Here is a 17,224-nt window from a genome sequence, read left to right on the forward strand (position 1 = left end):
ATACGAGCGGGACCAGAAGACCGAACCCATCCCCGTCCGGTTGACGCGCCCGGTGTACTCGGCGCGCAGGTAGCGGGAGCTGACGCCCTTGAGGGAGTTGACCAGCTTCGACAGTGCGAGCTTGGACGGGTAGTGCACGAGCAGGTGCACGTGGTCGGCCTCGCCGTTGAACTCGCGCAGCTCCACCTCGAACTTGTCGCACACCTCCCGCATGATGTCCTCGCAGCGCTGGAGCATGGTGTCGTCGAAGATTCCCTTCCGGTACTTGGTGACGAACACCGAGTGAGCGTGAAGGTTGAAGGCGACGTGGCGTCCCCTGCGAACATCGGCATCTGGTTCCCAGCGTGGTGACATACACCAAGCGCAGTAGAGTGACGGCAACGACCAGGAAGGAGGTGGGCCGGATGATCCGCGCGTACAAGTTCCTCATCAGGCCCACCGTGGGCCAGGCAGCCGCACTGTCGGCGATGCTCGCCGACCACTGCTCGCTCTACAACGGTGCGTTGCAGGAACGCCGGGACGCCTACCGGCACGCCTCGAAGACGAGCATCAAGTACGGGATGCAGTCGGCCCAGCTCAAACACATCCGCGCTTTCGACCCCGAGCGGCAAGGACGCTGGTCGTTCAGCTCGCAGCAGGCGACGTTGCGTCGTCTCGACAAGGCGTTCGCCGCCTTTTTCCGCCGGATCAAGTCCGGCGAGACGCCGGGCTATCCGCGTTTCCGAGGCGTGAACTGGTTCGACACGGTCGAGTTCCCCAAGGACGGGGACGGCTGCCGGTGGGACTCCACCCCGTACGACCCGCAGACCCGCGTCCGCTTCCAGGGCGTCGGGCACGTCAAGGTCAAGCAGCACCGGCCGGTGGTCGGCAAGGTCAAGACCGTCAGCGTGAAGCGTGAAGGGCGCCGCTGGTACGTCGTCCTGACTGCCGAGCAGGCTCAGCCCGATCCGCTCCCCGCGACCGGAGCGGTGGTCGGTATCGACATGGGCATCGCCTCGTTCCTCACCACGTCCGACGGCGAACACGTCACCAACCCCCGCCACGGCCGCAATGCCGCCGCGAAACTCGAAACAGCACAGCAGGCCCTGTCCCGCTGCGAGCGAGGATCGAAACGACGACGCAAGGCTGTCCAGAAGATCGCCGACCTGCACCGCAAGGTCCGCCGCCAGCGCCTCGACCACGCGCACAAGACCGCGCTGGATCTTGTGCGGGAACACGACCTCATCGCACACGAAGACCTCAAGATCCGCAACATGGTCAAGACCGTCGCGCCGAAGCCGGACCCCGAACAGCCGGACGGTTTCCTGCCTAACGGCGCCAGCGCGAAGACCGGTCTCAACCGTTCGATCTCGGATGCCGGATGGGGGGTGTTCCTGGCGATCCTGCACGCCAAGGCTGAAAGCGCCGGACGGGAAGTAATCGCTGTGGACCCCCGTAACACCTCCCGTACCTGCCCCGAATGCGGGCACATCAGCGTGGAGAACCGGCCCACCCAGGAGAAGTTCCACTGCACCGACTGCGGCCACCGCGCGCACGCCGACGTCGTGGGGGCTTCCAACGTTCTGCGGGCCGGGCTGGCCCGTCGCCAAGCTCAACCAGCTTGACGAGAAGCCCCCTCGTTCACGAGGGGGAGTAGTCACCTCCCACACCATCAGGGACCGTCCGGCGACGATGTGCACCGGGCGCTGACGGACGCCCGCCGAGAGGTCGCTGTCCATCCCGGACAGGAGCAGCCGGGCCCCGCCGAGCCGTTCCCCGCCGACCAGCAGGGACACGGTGGGGGAGTAGCGGTCCTTCACGACCTTGCCGAACTCGCCGCGCTCGGCCGCCGCCAGGGTCTCGTGCGCCTCCTGCCAGCCGGCCTCGGTCCGGCGGGCGGTGTCCTCGTGCGCCCCGGCCGCTGTGGCGCTCAGGGCTCCGGCCAGCGCGGCGCGGCCCTGGTGCAGACGGCTGCGGACGGTCCCGACGGGGACCGCGCACGCTTCGGCGATCTGCTGGTACGAGGTGATTCCGGTGGAGAAGTACCGCAGGACGACCGGCAGCCGCAGCGCCGGGGAGAGCGTCTCGATCGCCTCCCAGATCCAGTCCCGCAGCGCGTGGCTCTCCAGCACCCGCTCGGGCGTGACGCCGTCCGCCGGCAGTGGCACCTCCGCCACGGGCTCCAGTTGCCGTGAGGCGCGCAGCAGGGTCCGGCAGCCGTTGCGCACGATCATGCGCAGCCATGGCCCCACGGCCTCCGGATCGCGGACGTCGACGATCCGCCGCAGCGCCACCAGTGCCGCCTCCTGCATGACGTCGTCGACGTCCGGGCCTGGCCCCAGCAGGCTGAGGGCCACCGCCCGCATCCCGGGCCGGTGCCGCTCCAGCAGCGCGCCCAGGGCCGACACGTCGCCCGCCTGGGCCGCCCGGGTCAGCGTCGCGTCCCGCACCGGACCGGCGTCAGCCGGTGTCCCGCCCATGTCTCACCCTTCGTACGCACACGTGCGGCCACCCGGCCGCTCGGTACCACCGGCAGCTCAGTACCAGTGGTTGGCCTGCCAGAACGCCCAGGCGTCGCAGGGACTGCCGTAGCTGGAATCCATGTACTGCAGGCCCCACTTGACCTGGGTGGCGGGGTTGGTCTGCCAGTCGGCGCCGACGGAGGACATCTTGGAGCCCGGGAGGGCCTGGAAGAGGCCGTAGGCACCGGAGGACGCGTTGACGGCCCGGTAGTTCCAGCTCGACTCGTGGTCCACGATGTTGCTGAAGCACTGGAACTGGCCGGACGGCACCAGTTGCCGGGCCATCGCCTGGATCTGCGCCACGGTGTACGAACCGGACGCGGCCGGACCCGCAGTGCCCGTGGCCGCCGTTTCGCTCTCGGCCTGCTCCCGGGCGTCCGCCTCGGCCCGCTGAGCCTCCTGGGCGGCCTCCTGGGCGGCTTTCTCGGCGGCCTGCTTCTTCTCGGTCGCGGTCTGGGCCGCCACCCGCCGGGCGGCCTGCTCCGCGTCCTGCCTGGCGCTCGCGTCGGCCGCGACGGCCTGGGCGTCGGCCTGTCGCGCCAGGGAGACGGTCTGCGTACGGGCCTGCTGCCCCACGGGCAGGTCCGCGAGGAGCGTCGAGCCGGCCCGCGTCGCGGTGTCGTCGGGCTGGGCGGTACTGGCCGAGGCGGCGCCGGCGATGCTTCCGGCGGCGGTGACCGCGGCGGCCGAAGCCACCGCGAACCCGCGGAACGAGGTCGGACTCACACGTTGTCCTTTCGGTCGCTGCACGGCTCTCTCCTATGTGCTTCGGTTCAGGCACCAGTTGGACTGAACCGTTTGCCAGCCCCGCTCGTATCACTCGTGTAAGCGGGGTAGCGCACCCCGGTCACGGGGCCAGGTGAGCGGTCGCCCTCACATCGGGGAAGAGTGTGAGGACGACCGCCCGTTCCTGCGGCCGGCCAGCCATGGAGAATCTGGCCGCAGGAGCTTTCTCTAGGGCAACGGGACGGGCACCGCGAGGGGTTCACGGAAAAGGGAAGGGAACCGCTGAGGATGGACGGGCACCGACCGCGCGCGGACGCCGTACGGCTGCGCCGGCACGTGGAGTTCCTCGCCGCCGGGCCGCGCGGCCGGCGCCGGGCGCCCCGGGCGATGGGACGGGCCGAGGCGTACGTACGGGACGAACTGGAAGCGGCGGGCTGGCTGGTGCGGCGGCAACCGTTCGACGTGCGCTGGCAGCTCGGCGCCACCGACCGGCACGGTCACCGGGCACTCGCCCTGAAACCGCGGCTGCACCGGCGCCTCAGCGGGGCCAACCTCTACGCCCGGCTGCCGGGTCCGGGTTCCGGGCCGGTCGTCGTGGTCGGCGCGCACCTCGACACCGTCGACGGCAGTCCGGGCGCCGACGACAACGCCTCGGGCGTGGCCGTGGTACTGGAGACGGCACGGCTGCTGGCGGCCGCGCCCACCGCGCCGCGGGTCGTCCTCGCCGTGTTCGACATGGAGGAACTGGGGCTGATCGGCGCCCGCCAGGCGGCCCGGGAACTGACCCGGGACGGCGGGGTGCGCGGCATGATCTGCCTGGAGTCGGTGGGCTACTTCGACGACGACCCGGGCGCTCAACGGCTGCCCGCCGGTTTCGCGCGGCTCTTCCCCGAGGCGTCCGCCGCGACCGCCGCCGACGGGTACCGGGGGAACTTCACGCTCGTGGTGCACCGTCGTTCCTCGGCCGGCGCCGCCGAGGTGTGGCGGCAGGCCGCCGCCGCGGCCTCCCCGGCCCTCACCGGGCTGCCCCTGCGGGACCCGCGGCCCGACGGACTGCCCGGCGCGCTCATCGGGCTGGCCGTGCCACCCGCCAACCACCTGGGCCGCAGCGACCACGCGCCGTTCTGGAACCGGGGCGTGCCCGCGCTGATGCTCACCGACACCGCGAACTTCCGCAATCCGCACTACCACCGGCCGACGGACACCCCGGCGACCCTGGACTACGCGCGGCTGGCCACCGTCACCGACGCCACCGCGGTCACCGCCGTGTCCTGGCCCGACGCCCCGCGCCACGGGTGACCCTCAGTCGTGCTGGGCCTCGCGGGCGGGCAGCAGTCCGGCGGTGGCGATGTCCCAGTCGATCCCGGCCAGTTCCTGCCCGGCGGGCACCAGCGCGTAGGTGTGTTCCAGCCATTCGGCCAGCGGGCGCACCGGCAGTTCGAACAGCGCGGCCATGTCGCCCGAGCACAGCTGCAGCCACGAGGTGGCCCGCCCCTTCTCCAGCTGGGCCGGCCATATCCGGATGTCGCCGAGGCCGCTCACCGAGTACAGGCCCTGCTGGAGGAGGTCCCGGCCGATCTGCCACCGGACGCTCGGGCCGCCGTCGACCAGCAGGTCCACGCCGACGACCAGCGGGGACCGGGGGCTGAACCGGAACTCGGTCCTGACCGTCTGCCGGACACAGACGTCCAGCACGCGTTCGATGTCCAGGCTCAGCGTGAGGCGGCTCATATCGGGTCGGTCCTTCCCATCGGCGGATGTTCGCGGAGTCCACTCTGGTCATGGCCGGCGTGACGTACATAGGTAAGTTGACCGTCCGGCTGTACGGGCGATGACGGTGATCGCCGCCACAGCCGACCGGAATGCGGACCGTTGTCCGTGTTGGGACGGTGCGCGGAGCAGGGCCGGCACGGACATTCAGTCATTCGACTGTCGTCCCCGACGGACCGCTGGAAGATTCTGGAGCTGTCGCCCGCGTACTGGTGCCGGGCGGTCGTCCTGCTCGGAGGAACCAGCCGTGAACCGTACCCCCGTCGTCTTCATCCATGGCGTGTGGCTGCACGCGCTGTCCTGGGAGGCGTGGGTGGAGCGCTTCGCCAGCCGGGGGTTCCTCACCGTCGCCCCCGGCTGGCCCGGTGAGGCGACCGCGGCCCGGACCGTACGCGCCGCGCCCGAGACGCTCGCCGGACTCGATCTGGCCACGCTGACCGATCACTACGCCGGTATCGTCCGCTCCTTCGACGTCCCGCCGGTCCTCATCGGCCACTCCGTGGGCGGGCTCATCGCCCAGCACCTCATCGGCGCCGACGTCGGACGGGCCGCCGTGGCCATCGCGGCCGCCCCCGTCAACGACGTACTCCTGCCCGGGGCACCCGTGCCGCTGTGGCGGCCGGACCAGAACGGCGGCACCGGCGCGGACCGGACAGTGCCGCTGTCGCCGCGCACGTTCCACCAGGTCTTCGCCAACACCGTCAGCCGTGCGGAGTCCGACCGGCTCTTCGAGCGCTACGGCATGCCCGCACCGCGCCGGCTCCTCGCCGACCTCGGCTGCGCGAGCACCCCGCGCAGCCCCCGGGCCGGCGCGGACACCGGCAACGCGGGCCGGGGCCCGCTGCTGCTGATCTCCGGGCAGGAGGACCGGCTGGTGCCCGACTCCGTCACCCGCACCGTCTACAAGCAGTACGGCGACTCCACGGCGGTGACCGACCTCAAGCAGTTCGCGGACCGTGCCCACTCCCTGGTCATCGACGGCGGATGGCGCTTCGTCGCCGACTACGTGCTCGGCTGGCTGGAGGACCGGGGAGTGCGCGCCCTGGTGGAAGAGGGCTGAGCGGACCGGGCCGGGTGCCCTCACCCGCTCCGGTCGTCGGTGAGCCTGCCCAGGGCGTCGCGCAGGGCGGCGCGGGAGGTGATGCCGAGCTTGGGGAAGACCCGGTACAGGTGGGAGCTGACCGTGCGCGGCGACAGGTGCATCCGCTCGCCGATCTCCTTGTTGGTGAGACCGCTCGCCGCGAGGTCCGCGATCCGGCGTTCCTGCCAGGTCAGCGCCGCCAGGTGCGCCGCGGACGTCGCGGTGGCCGCGCCGGCGGTGCGCAGCTCGGCGCGGGCCCGTTCGGCCCAGGTGGCCGCGCCCAGCCGTTCGAAGGTGTCGGCGGCGAGGGTCAGCGAGTGCCGCGCGGCCTTGCGGCCCTGGGTGTGGCGCAGGCGGATGCCGTGGGCGAGTCGGACGCGGGCCACTTCGTAGGGGAAGCGGGCGGCGGCGGGGTGGGTCTCGGCGCGGTGGTACAGGTGGTCGGCCTCGGCGGGGTCGGCGCTGGTCATGGCGAGGGCGCCGTAGGTGGTCAGGGCGAGACGCGGTGAGATGTCCGGCAGGCCCGCGTCGCGGGCGGCGACGGCGTGCGCGCGGGCCTGCTCGGTGCGGCCGGTGTGCAGGGCCGCCTCCACCAGGTCGAGGAGGGTGCGGGACGCCTGGTGGGCGTAGGGGGTGAAGGTGCCGGGGGGTGTGATGCCGATGGCGTGGAGGTAGGCGGATTCGTAGTCGCCGTCGGCGAGAGCGGCGGTGGTGCCGATGGCGTCGGCGATCTGGGTGAGGAAGCCGACGCCGCGCGGGCGGGCCCAGGCGTCGACGGCGGCCTGGAGTTCCCGGGCCCGGTCGGTGTCCCCGCGCAGGGCCGCCAGCAGGCCCAGGTAGGAGCGGGTGTGGTGGGAGAACAGCGCGTGCCGGTGCGTCGTCGTCAGCTCCAGGCAGCGCTGCCCGGTGCGCTCGGCGTCGGCCCATTCGCCGACCGCGATCTGGTCCAGCATCACCAGATGCAGCATGGTCATGGCGTCGGCCAGCGCGCCCGTCTCCACCTCGCGGTCGACGGTGCGCTGGAGATGTGGGCGGTACTGGCTGAGCGTGTCCACGTGGTACGCGGCCACCCCGAGCCGGGTGACGTCCCACGGCTCCAGGTCCCGGAGACCGGCGAACGCGCGCTCCACCCGCTCGTGCACCCCGGCGCCCCGCAGCACCACGTCGCCCCAGGCGTCCTGATAGATGCGCGACTGCGCGGGCACTGAATCGTCCAGGGAGTCCAGCAGCCCGTGCACCCGCTCCCAGGCGGCCGCGTCACTCGCGTACTGACTGATGGCCAGCAGCAGGTCCACCAGGCGGATGAGCACCTCGTCCGGGCCGTCGACCCCCCGGTCGCGCAGTGTCTCGATCGCGGAGAGGACCTGGCGGTGCGAGGACCGCACGTCCCCGTCCTCGAAGAGCGCGACGTACCCGGAGGCGACCACCGAGTCCGGGGAGTCCACCACGCCGGACGCCGGATCGGAGCGGACCAGTCGCTGCGCCTGGTCCAGCTGGCCGGAGTGCCCGGCGATGTAGGCGGCGCTGCCCAGCCGCCGGGACCGTTCGGCGGGGGACTCGCTCAGCTCGGCGGCGCGGGTCAGCCAGGCCATGGCCGCCAGGGCACCGCCGCGCCGGATCGCGGAGTCCGCGGCGGCCTCCAGCGCCGCCGCGATCCCCTCGTCCGGGTCGACGGCGGAGGCGGCCAGGTGGGTGGCGCGCCGCTCCAGGTCGTCGTGGTGCTCCTGGGCGAGCACGGCGTGGGCCGCGCGTCGCTCGTTGGGGGTGGCCGTCTGCACCACGGTCGAGCGCACCAGAGGGTGCCGGAAGACGAAGTCCCCGGTCAGCGGGTCGATGTCCAGCAGACCGCGGTCCGCGGCCTCGTCGGCCTCCCGCATCCGGTAGCGGGTGGCGCCCGCGAGGGCGGACGCCGTACCCGCGCCGACGCCGTCCAGGGCGCCGCGCAGCAGCTCCGCGCGGACGGCGGCGCCGAGCGACTCGATGCGGGCGCCGTAGACCTGCTGGAGACGCTGGGGGAGGGGGATGCCGGTGTAGCCGAACGGTTCGGCGGCGGGGCGGCCGGCCCGGCTGCCGCGTACGTACGGCGGCAGCTCCAGCAGGGCCAGCGGGTTGCCCCCGGCCTCGTCCAGGACCAGCCGGCGGACCGTGGGGTCGAGTCCCGGGTGGTGGGTGTCCAGCAGTTGCTCCGACGCCTTCTGTGAGAGCGCGGTCACCGGCAGCTCCGGCAGCGCGGCGGTGTCGAAGCCCGAGGGGACGTCGGAGCGCAGGACGACGACGAGCTTGACCGAGCTGCCGGTCAGCCGCCGGCCCACGAACCCGCACACCTCGGTGCTGGAGACGTCCAGCCACTGGCCGTCGTCGAGCACCAGCAGCAGGGGCTCGGGCGAAGCCGCCAGGGAGAGCAGGTCGAGGACGGCGATGCCGAGGGTCATGACCGACGGGGGCGCCTGCGTGCTGCGGCCGAAGACCACGTCGAAGACGCGCCGGTGCACCTCGTCCAGCCGGTCGATGGAGGACAGCAGCGGGTACAGGAACTGGTGCAGGCCGGCGAAGGGCAGCTCCGACTCGGCCTCGACCCCCGCCGCCCGGATCACCCGCTGGTTCTCCGCGGCGGCGAGGCCGGCGGCGTGTTCCAGCAGGGCGCTCTTGCCCACCCCCGTGTCGCCCCGCAGGACGAGGGCCCGCCCGCCGGGGGCCGCTACGAACTCCGACAGTGTCCGCAGTTCGTCGTCCCGGCCGATCATGGCCCCGAAGTCCGACTCCACCGTGCCCCGCTCCCTTCACGCCCCGGCCCGGTACGGACATGTACCCGACCGCACACACGGATCGCGCCGGCCACAGCCGGGGCACAGGGAGGATACGTGTCCGGTTCGCGTCCGGTGATACCGGTGACAGTCGCGGGCGCCGTGACATGTGCCACTGTCCCGCTCCTTGCTCAGGACAAGAGATTAGATCCCGGCGGACGTTTCCGTCACCAGGTATGGCCGAAAAGTTTCTTGTGCGGCTTTCCGGGCGCTCCCGGACCACATGTGAGAGCCGTCGTTCCGGATCTGAGGTGTGTACCTTCTGCGGCGGAACCCGTTCCGCCACCTACGGAGGACCACGATGAGTCATCACGCCCGCGCGTTCTGGCTGCGCGCACCCGGCCACGGCGAACTGCGCGAGGCGGAGGTGGACCAGCCACAGGACGGCGAGGTCCTGGTACGCACCCTGTGGTCGGGCGTCAGCCGGGGCACCGAGACCCTGGTGTTCGGCGGCCGGGTGCCACGCGGCCAGTGGCGGACGATGCGGGCCCCGTTCCAGGAGGGCGACTTCCCCGGCCCGGTGAAGTACGGCTACCTCAACGTCGGCGTCGTGGAGGAGGGCCCGGCCGCGCTGACCGGCCGTACGGTGTTCTGCCTGTACCCGCACCAGACCCGGTACGTCGTCCCCGCCGCGGCCGTGACCCCCGTACCGGACGCCGTACCCGCCCGGCGGGCCGTCCTCGCGGGCACCGTGGAGACCGCCGTCAACGCCCTGTGGGACGCCGCGCCCCTGGTCGGCGACCGGATCGCGGTGGTCGGCGGCGGCATGGTCGGCTGCTCGGTGGCCGCCCTCCTGGCCCGCTTCCCCGGCGTGCGGGTGCAGCTCGTGGACACCGACCCGGCCCGTGCGCGGACCGCCGCCGCGCTCGGCGTGGAGTTCGCCGCCCCCGAGGACGCCCACGGCGGCCTCGACCTCGTCGTGCACGCCAGCGCCACCGAGGCCGGCCTGGCGCGCTCCCTGGAACTGCTCCGCCCCGAGGGCACGGTGCTCGACCTGAGCTGGTACGGCGACCGGCGGGTGGCCCTCCCGCTCGGCGAGAACTTCCACTCCGGTCGGCTCACCCTGCGCAGCAGCCAGGTCGGCACCGTCTCCCCGGCCCGTGCCTCCCGCTCCTACGCCGACCGGCTGGCCCTCGCCCTGGACCTGCTGGCCGACCCGGCCCTGGACGCCCTGATCACCGGCGAGAACCGGTTCGAGGAGCTGCCGGACGTCATGGCGGAGCTGGCCTCCGGGGCGGTCCCCGCGCTCTGCCACGTGCTGCGGTACGAGGAGTGACATCACTCCAGATGCAAGTTCGGATACATGGCCAGATACATGCCCAGATACATGTGAGATAGGCTCACATGTATCTGTAATCACGGTGAGGCGAGGCGGGCATGGACTGGGTCACGCAGGGGCGGTGCCGGACACAGCCGGAGCGGATGTTCGCCGAGGGCGCGGAGCAGAACCAGGCCAAGGCCGTGTGCGCCGGCTGCCCGGTGCGGCTCAAGTGCCTGGCGTACGCGCTGGACCACCGCATGGACCACGGCGTGTGGGGCGCGATGACCGAACGGGAGCGCCGTGCGCTGCTGCGCAGGCGTCCCGGCGTGTCGTCCTGGGCGCGGTTCTTCGCGGAACTCGACCCGTCCCGGGGCCGGACCGCCGCGAGACGCTGAACCGTCCTCAGGGACGCAGCGCCTGGAGGGTCAGCTCACCGTAGCGCCGCCACCGGGCCACGTCCCGTTCCGCCAGGCCCACCAGTTGCAGGCACATGCCGCACAGCACCACACGCAGATCCAGCCGGTCCGCGTCGGACCGGACCTCCCCGGCGGCCCTGGCCTGTGCCATCAGCTCCTCCAGCCGGTCGAGCAGCGGCCCGGTACAGGGCGCCGACCGCACATCGGCCAGGGCCTCCGACAGCAGCCGGTCCTGGGCGAGGTAGGCGAAGAGGGCGCGGACGAACGCGGCGAAGGCGTGCGCCGGTTCGGCCTCGTCCAGAGCGGGTCCGGTGACCCGCTCCAGCTCCGCCATCCGGTGCCGGACGACCGCCTCCACCAGATCCTCCTTGGTGGGGTAGCTGCGGTACACGGTGGCCTTGCCGACATCGGCGCGCTCGGCGACCTGCGGCACGGTGCCCTGCAGACCCGCCTCGGCGAAGACCTCCAGCGCCGCCGCGAAGACCCGGTCGTGGTTGCGGCGGGCATCGGCCCGTCTGCGGGGCTGCTCGTCCCGCCCGGCCTGTTCGAAGGTCGTCTCTGCCGCGCTCATGCCCTCATTGTGCCCCGCCGCGCCCGGTGGCCGGGCCGGGGGCATGGCCCCGGGCGGCTCTCAGCCTGGCAGCACGTTGTGGTTGAGCCGGAAGACGTTGTGGGGGTCGTACCGGCGCTTGACCGCCGCGAGCCGCGTGTACCGCTCCTCGCCGAAGACGCGCCGCATCTGCGTCTCGTCGGAGGCCAGCTCGGGGGAGAGGAAGTTCACGACGTCGCGGCGGTCCGCCCACGGGGCCATGCCCTCGGCGTAGGCGGCCAGGTACTCCCGGACAGGTGCCGCTTCGTCGGCACCCGCCACGCCGAAGGCGAAGGACACGAACGGCAGCCCCCGCGAGGGCACCGAGTTGGGTACCGGCGGCTGCCGGTCCAGGGCGCCTCCCAGCGCCCGGATCTCGACGCTGACCAGGGGGCAGCCCGAGTCGGCGCCGGTGAGCGCGGTGAACGCCGCGGCCGTGGTGGCGGAGAACTCGCGCAGGCCCAGGCTGGTCCCGGAGACGGGAGCCGGACGCACCGGGTCGACGTGGATCTCGCCCAGCTCGGTGACGGGGCGCTCCATGAGGGTGTCCAGCAGACAGACGGCTGCCCTGCGCAGCGGGGCGACGACGCGTTCGCCCCGGGAGGCGGGGCCGAGGTGTCCGACGCGGACATGCACGACGAACGAGCCGCGCAGCACCTCCGGCAGCTCCGGTGCGTCCGGCAGCCGCTGCACGGTCACCGAGGTCGTGGTGTCCTCGTCCAGAGTCGGCAGCCACCGGCGCCACGCGGCGAGCACCCGCGCGGTGTCCTCACCGCGGAAGTACAGACCGCCGCCGTAGAACCCGCTCACCGGGAAGAGGGCGAACTCCATCGCCACGACGATCCCGAAGTTGCCCTTGCAGCCGAGCAGAGCCCAGAACAGCTCGGGATCGCTGTCCGGCGTCACCCCGATCAGGTCACCGGCGGCGGTGACCACGTCCATGCGGTGCACATGGTCCGCGGCGTACCCGTGAGCGCGGCTGAGCAGCGGGCCGATGCCGCCGCCCAGGGTGTAACCGAGCACGCCGACGTCCGGGGCCGAGCCCGCGAGGGGGGTCAGGTCGTGTTTGGCCGCCGCGTCGACGACCGCGCGCCAGCGGGCGCCCGCACCGACGGTCGCGGTGCGCGTGCCGGGGGACACACATACGTCGTCCATACGTCCGGTGGTGATCAGCAACCACTCGCCGTCGTCCTCGGGCAGTACCGTCTGGTGGCCCGCGCCGCGCACGGCCACCGGCATGTCCTGGGAGCGGGCGTAGCGGACGGCGGCCACCACGTCCCGGGCGTCGGCGGCCCCGACGACCACCGTCGGCCGGGCCACGCGCAGCAGGTTGTGTCCGGTGCACTCCGCCTCGTACGACGGGTCGCCGGGGACGAGGACCGGGCCGGTGGCGGCCTCGCGCAGCGCGGAGAGGGTGGCGGGCCGGCCCGGACGGCCGGTCGGGAAGTCCGAGGTTTTCATACTTCGTACACGCGACGACACCGATGACTGGTTCACACATGTGGGTGAGTAGGCTCACATGAACCGAGAGGTGTGACACATGCGTCCCTCCGAGAGAGCGAACGAGCCCCACATGTCGCACCGGGAAGAAGCTGATGCACGATGAAGGACCGCAAGACCGTCTGGCTTCCCTACCGGCCGGACCGGTTCCCCGGGCTGCCCGAGGAACTGTCGTATGCCACCTGGGACGGTTCGGAGCCGCTGCCGGGCGACCCTGCTGACGTCCGGTTCCTCGTGGCGCCGCCCGTGCCCGGTGCCGAACGCCTGCTCGCTCCCGTGCTGCCGAGGATGCGCGCCCTGCAGGCGGTGCAGCTCCTCAGCTCCGGCTACGACCACATGCTGCCGCTGACGGATCTGCTGCCCGCCGGTACCCGGCTCAGTACCGGCCGCGGCGTGCACCGCGACGCCACCGCCGAACTGGCGGTCACCCTGCTGCTGGCCCTGTGCCGGGGCCTGGACCGGTTCGCGGCCGGGCAGGCCGCCGGCCAGTGGCGTCCCGAGTTCCGCTCCACCCTGGTCGGCAAGCGCGTCCTGGTCATCGGCTACGGCGCCGTCGGCGCGGCCGTCGCCGCCCGGCTCGGCGCGTTCCGCTGCGAGCCGGTCCTGGTGGCCCGCACGGCACGTACCACCCCGGCGGGGCGGGTGCACGGCACGGCCGAGCTGCCCGCGCTGCTGCCCACGGCGGACGCGGTGGTGCTGTGCGCGCCGCTGACCGACCTGACCCGTGGCATGTTCGACGCCGGGGCCCTCGCGCTGCTGAAGGACGGAGCGATGTTCGTCAACGTCGCCCGCGGGGAACTCGTCGACACCCGCGCGCTGGTCCGCCGGGTACGGGCGGGCAGGCTCCGCGTCGCCCTGGACGTCACCGACCCTGAACCCCTGCCGTCCGGCCACCCCCTGTGGCACCTGCCCGGGGCGCTGATCACCCCGCACGTGGCGGCGTTCACCGACGCGTTCGGCACGATGAGCGCCGACTTCCTCCGCCGCCAACTGCGGCGCTACGCCCGGGGCGAGGAACTGGAGAACGTCGTCCTCACGACAGCTCCGGCCGCCTCCGGCGGACGGGCCGCGTAGCCGTGCCGTCACCGTCGCGGAACGACCCGCCGCGCCCGCCCGGACCCGCCGCCGGCCTCACCCGGGTCCTCGCCGTCATGGAACCGCTCGGCCACGCCGATCCGGCCGGTGCCTGGCGGGCCTTCACCGGCGCCTGGAACTGGGCCGCGCCGCTGACCGCCGCGGTTCCCCGGCCCGGCCTGCCCAGGACCCCGGTGGTCCGTCCGGCGGCCGGCGGCTACGCCCTGTCCGGACTGTGGCACCTGCCCACGCACGAGCCGACGGGACCGTGGTTGACGCTGCCCCTCGCCCGCCCCGGACGCCCGCCCGGCGGGGACCGCCCCGACGACCTCCCCGACCTCTTCGTGCTCCCCGCCAGGAGTCTGCCGGGTTCGGTCCCCGACGCGACGGACGGTCCCGGGGACCCGCCCCGCGCGGTGCTGCGGCTGGCCGGTGTGCAGGTGCCGGCGGGGCTGGCCACGTACAGCGCGGGCACGCCCCTGCGGGCCGGGGACGCCGCGTACCTGTGGACGGCGGCGGCCGCGCTGGCCCTGGGCGCGGCCCGCCGCATGACCGACGTACTGGCCGGCCCGGACCCGCGGGCGACGACGGGTGCCCCGGGACCGGTGGCCGCCGCCGGGCCGGCCGCCGATCTGGCCGCCGTACTGCACGACGAGCGGCTGAGCCTGACGGCCGCCCTGCACGGTGTGCCCACCGCCCGTGCGGGGCTGCCGCCGGACTTCCAGGAGCGGCTGGCCGAGCGGGTCCGGGGGATCGCCGACGTCGGGCCCCACGTTCTCGCGGCGGTCTACAGCCACACGCTGGAGCAGGACCGCGACGACCGGCGGGAGCCCCTGGTTCACCTGATGGAGGCGAGTTCACCGATACTTCAGCTGGCGCGGTACGCGACGAAGCTTCTGCCGCCCCACGACGGGACCTCCCCCAGGAAGGCTGAACACGGTGACGACCGTCGCATACCAGGGTGAACCCGGATCGAACTCGGCGACCGCCGCGCGCGCCCCGAACCCGGACGCCGCCGAGCTGCCCCGCACCGGTTTCGAGCAGGCCCTGGACGCGGGTCGAGCACGTCCGCAGCCACGTGCACGCTCTGGGCCAGCGCCGCGAGTTGCTGCGGGAAGGCGCCTGGCGGACCCTGGTCAGCGACACCCCTGCCGGGGCGGCCCGCGAGGTGGCCGAGTCAGGCGACGCCTTTCGCGGCCTGAGCGGCCGGGACGAGGGACCTTCCGCCGCCGTCGCCGTGGCGGCGGCGGAAGGTCCCTCACCCGGACAACGTGCTCACCCTGCCACCGGGTTCACCCCCGACCCGGGTGAGCTGTGAACATGTTCCTCGGGGCCGTACATGTTCCTCGGGGACGGATACCTAGAAACACCTGACCCGGTGCGGGACGGCATGTGCATCCCTTCTAAGGTGTGCACATGACCCAACACCGCAAGGGCCTCGTGCTCGACTTCGGCGGTGTGCTGACGACCCCCCTGCTGACCGCCGCGCTGGCTTTCGAGAAGCGCGCGGGACTGCCCGAGGGGGCGCTGCTCACCGGTCTCTACCTGAACCCCGAGGGCATCCGGCTCACCGAGGACCTGGAGCGCGGCGCGCTCAGCCAGACTCAGTGGAACGAGGGGGCCGGCCGGCTCCTCGGCATCGAGCCGCACAACCTCATGGGCCGCATCTTCGCCGACCTGCGCCCCGAGCCCTCGGTCATCGCCGCTGCCGCCGCCGCGCGCCGGGCGGGTGTGAAGGTCGGCATCCTCTCCAACACCGTGGGCCTGACCCCGTGGAACCTCTACGCCGGGTACGGGATCGAGGACCGCTACGACGCCGTGGTGCTGTCGGAGGAACACGGCACCCGCAAGCCCGAGCCGGAGATGTTCCGGATCGTGCTGGAGCGGCTCGGCCTGACGGCCGGGGAGTGTGTGTTCGTCGACGACACCGAGCAGTACCTGAAGCCCGCCGCCGAGCTGGGCTTCGCCACCGTCCACGCCGTGGACCCCGCCAGGACGGTCACCGCCCTGGAAGACCTGCTCGGCATCACATTGACCGGCAACGGCCCGGACCGGGCCACCGTCTGAGGAGACACCTATGAAACTGGGCCTCGCCCTGCCCACCTTCGGCCCCGACGCCCACCCGGAGGGCATCCTGCGGATCTCCCGGACCGCGGAGGAGATGGGGTACGACTCGCTGTGGACCGGTGACCGCGTCCTCGCCCCGCTCGTGCCCGGAGCGCCCTACCCCAGCGCGGACGGGCAGATGCCCCGCGTCTACGAGAACCACATGGACCCGCTGGTCGCCCTGACCTTCGCCGCGTCCCACACGGACCGGGTCCGCCTGGGCACCAGCACCCTCAACGGCCTGTGGCAGCCGCCGCTGATGCTGGCCCGTTCCCTGACCACCCTGGACGCGCTCAGCCGGGGGCGGCTGACCGTGGGTCTCGGACTGGGCTGGATGCCCGAGGAGTACACCGCGGTCTCCGTGCCCTGGAAGGGCCGCGGCGCCCGGCTCGACGAGACGCTCCAGGTGCTGCGGGAGTACTGGGCCAACGACGTCTTCGCCCACGAGGGGCCGCTGTTCACCATCCCGGAGACCGTGGTGGGGCTCAAGCCGCACCGGCGGCCCGGACCGCCGGTGCTGCTCGCGGCGTTCACACCCAGCGGTCTGCGGCGCATCGGACGCCGGCTCGACGGCTGGCTGCCCGTGGCGCTGCCGCTGCCGCAGCTGCTCGGTATGTGGGGCGTGGTCCTGAAGGCGGCGGCCGAGGCCGACCGCGACCCGTCCGCCCTGCGGATGGCGCTGCGGGTCAACCCGGAGCTGACGGACGTGACGACGGACGCCGAGCGGATGCCCTTCGCGGGCACGCTCGACCAGTACATCGACTACGCGCGGGCCGCCGCGGAGGCGGGCGTGCACGAACTGTTCGTGGACTTCGGGCAGACGCCCGCGACCCTGGACGAACGGGTCGACCTGGCCGGCCGGTTCATCGACGGCGTGCGCCGGGGCTGACAGCCGGCCCGCTCCGTCTCAGGGCGCGCCGACGCCGTGCAGCAGAGTGTCGACGACGACGTCGGCCGCCCGCGCCGGGCTCAGTTCCGGCAACTGCCGCGCCACCAGGTGCATGAGCTGGGGGAGCAGGGCGCTCGCCCACCCCTCGGGCAGACCGGGGCGCAGGAACCCCTCGGCGGTCGCACGGTCGAGAAAGGCGTCGACCTCGTGCGCCGAGGCGTCGCGGCGGGCGCGCACCTCCTCGTCGGCGAGCATGCGGGTGAGGTCGACGGGCCAGGTCCGGTTGACCGCGATGATGTTCTCGACGTAGCGGTGCAGGGCCACGGGGACGGGCGCCTCGGACAGCCGGGCGTCCTCGATGGCCGCCTCGATGGCCGCCAGGCGTGACGCGTAGATCGCGGCGAGCAGGTCCTCACGGGAGGCGAAGCGCCGGTAGACGGTGCGCCGGTCCACTCCCGCCTCGGTGGCGATGCTCGCGATGCTCGCGCCGGGGTCGGCGGCGAGCAT

Annotated in this window: 16 protein-coding genes and 2 pseudogenes; 10 read left to right on the forward strand and 8 right to left on the reverse strand. The window is 72.9% G+C overall.

Going from position 1 to position 17,224, the window contains the following annotated elements:
* A partial coding sequence (gene tnpA, locus UW392_RS10805; protein ID WP_320774704.1) for an IS200/IS605 family transposase occupies positions 1–354 on the reverse strand: 354 nt, incomplete at its 3' end.
* Between the two features lie 50 nt (positions 355–404).
* On the opposite strand from tnpA, the gene UW392_RS10810 reads away from it, so the two are divergent.
* Complete coding sequence (locus tag UW392_RS10810) at positions 405–1,604, forward strand: transposase (RefSeq protein ID WP_320774705.1); 1,200 nt, start codon at positions 405–407, stop codon at positions 1,602–1,604.
* A 327-nt stretch (positions 1,605–1,931) separates the two neighbouring features.
* Here UW392_RS10810 and UW392_RS66940 read toward each other — a convergent pair.
* Together UW392_RS66940 and UW392_RS10820 are read right to left on the reverse strand one after the other, a co-directional pair.
* Positions 1,932–2,459: pseudogene (locus UW392_RS66940) on the reverse strand (RNA polymerase sigma factor); the annotation flags it as partial.
* Positions 2,460–2,516: 57 nt separating this feature from the next.
* Positions 2,517–3,227, reverse strand: coding sequence for a transglycosylase SLT domain-containing protein (locus UW392_RS10820; RefSeq protein ID WP_320774706.1), 711 nt, complete (start codon positions 3,225–3,227; stop codon positions 2,517–2,519).
* 288 nt (positions 3,228–3,515) lie between these two features.
* Between UW392_RS10820 and UW392_RS10825 the strand changes: the two genes are divergently transcribed.
* Positions 3,516–4,526 carry a M28 family peptidase gene (locus tag UW392_RS10825; protein ID WP_320774707.1) on the forward strand — a complete coding sequence of 337 codons (1,011 nt, stop codon included), beginning with the start codon at positions 3,516–3,518 and terminating at the stop codon, positions 4,524–4,526.
* Between the two features lie 3 nt (positions 4,527–4,529).
* Here the strand turns inward: UW392_RS10825 and UW392_RS10830 are convergent, their stop codons facing one another.
* Positions 4,530–4,958 (reverse strand): SsgA family sporulation/cell division regulator, encoded by a 429-nt coding sequence (locus tag UW392_RS10830; protein WP_320774708.1) that lies wholly within the window; start codon positions 4,956–4,958, stop codon positions 4,530–4,532.
* A gap of 286 nt (positions 4,959–5,244) precedes the next feature.
* Between UW392_RS10830 and UW392_RS10835 the strand changes: the two genes are divergently transcribed.
* The gene (locus UW392_RS10835; RefSeq protein ID WP_320774709.1) at positions 5,245–6,057 is read left to right on the forward strand and encodes an alpha/beta hydrolase; all 813 of its coding nucleotides are present in this window, start codon (positions 5,245–5,247) and stop codon (positions 6,055–6,057) included.
* A gap of 20 nt (positions 6,058–6,077) precedes the next feature.
* Here the strand turns inward: UW392_RS10835 and UW392_RS10840 are convergent, their stop codons facing one another.
* Positions 6,078–8,822, reverse strand: a complete 2,745-nt coding sequence (locus tag UW392_RS10840; RefSeq protein ID WP_320774718.1) for a helix-turn-helix transcriptional regulator — start codon at positions 8,820–8,822, stop codon at positions 6,078–6,080.
* 361 nt (positions 8,823–9,183) lie between these two features.
* On the opposite strand from UW392_RS10840, the gene UW392_RS10845 reads away from it, so the two are divergent.
* Positions 9,184–10,158, forward strand: coding sequence for a dehydrogenase (locus tag UW392_RS10845; protein ID WP_320774710.1), 975 nt, complete (start codon positions 9,184–9,186; stop codon positions 10,156–10,158).
* A 101-nt stretch (positions 10,159–10,259) separates the two neighbouring features.
* Positions 10,260–10,538, forward strand: coding sequence for a WhiB family transcriptional regulator (locus tag UW392_RS10850; RefSeq protein WP_414495916.1), 279 nt, complete (start codon positions 10,260–10,262; stop codon positions 10,536–10,538).
* A gap of 7 nt (positions 10,539–10,545) precedes the next feature.
* Here UW392_RS10850 and UW392_RS10855 read toward each other — a convergent pair whose 3' ends face one another.
* Positions 10,546–11,130, reverse strand: a complete 585-nt coding sequence (locus UW392_RS10855; RefSeq protein ID WP_320774711.1) for a helix-turn-helix domain-containing protein — start codon at positions 11,128–11,130, stop codon at positions 10,546–10,548.
* A 60-nt stretch (positions 11,131–11,190) separates the two neighbouring features.
* Complete coding sequence (locus tag UW392_RS10860; RefSeq protein WP_320774712.1) at positions 11,191–12,609, reverse strand: FAD-binding oxidoreductase; 1,419 nt, start codon at positions 12,607–12,609, stop codon at positions 11,191–11,193.
* A gap of 141 nt (positions 12,610–12,750) precedes the next feature.
* On the opposite strand from UW392_RS10860, the gene UW392_RS10865 reads away from it, so the two are divergent.
* The 5 genes and pseudogenes from UW392_RS10865 to UW392_RS10885 all read left to right on the forward strand — a co-directional run bounded on the left by UW392_RS10865 (position 12,751) and on the right by UW392_RS10885 (position 16,717).
* Positions 12,751–13,722, forward strand: coding sequence for an NAD(P)-dependent oxidoreductase (locus UW392_RS10865; RefSeq protein ID WP_320774713.1), 972 nt, complete (start codon positions 12,751–12,753; stop codon positions 13,720–13,722).
* A gap of 77 nt (positions 13,723–13,799) precedes the next feature.
* Positions 13,800–14,687: a hypothetical protein gene (locus UW392_RS10870; protein WP_320774714.1), complete on the forward strand. Its 888-nt coding sequence runs from the start codon at positions 13,800–13,802 to the stop codon at positions 14,685–14,687.
* Positions 14,662–14,908: pseudogene (locus UW392_RS10875) on the forward strand (prephenate dehydratase); the annotation flags it as partial. The gene UW392_RS10870 and the pseudogene UW392_RS10875, both read left to right, overlap by 26 nt.
* 230 nt (positions 14,909–15,138) lie before the next feature.
* A complete protein-coding gene (locus tag UW392_RS10880; RefSeq protein ID WP_320774715.1) occupies positions 15,139–15,789 on the forward strand; it encodes an HAD family phosphatase in 651 nt (216 codons plus the stop codon).
* 10 nt (positions 15,790–15,799) lie between these two features.
* Complete coding sequence (locus UW392_RS10885) at positions 15,800–16,717, forward strand: TIGR03619 family F420-dependent LLM class oxidoreductase (protein ID WP_320774716.1); 918 nt, start codon at positions 15,800–15,802, stop codon at positions 16,715–16,717.
* Positions 16,718–16,735: 18 nt separating this feature from the next.
* Here UW392_RS10885 and UW392_RS10890 read toward each other — a convergent pair.
* The coding region (locus UW392_RS10890; RefSeq protein ID WP_320774717.1) for a TetR/AcrR family transcriptional regulator at positions 16,736–17,224 on the reverse strand (489 nt) is incomplete at its 5' end.

The organism is Streptomyces sp. CRN 30, from assembly GCF_034105845.1.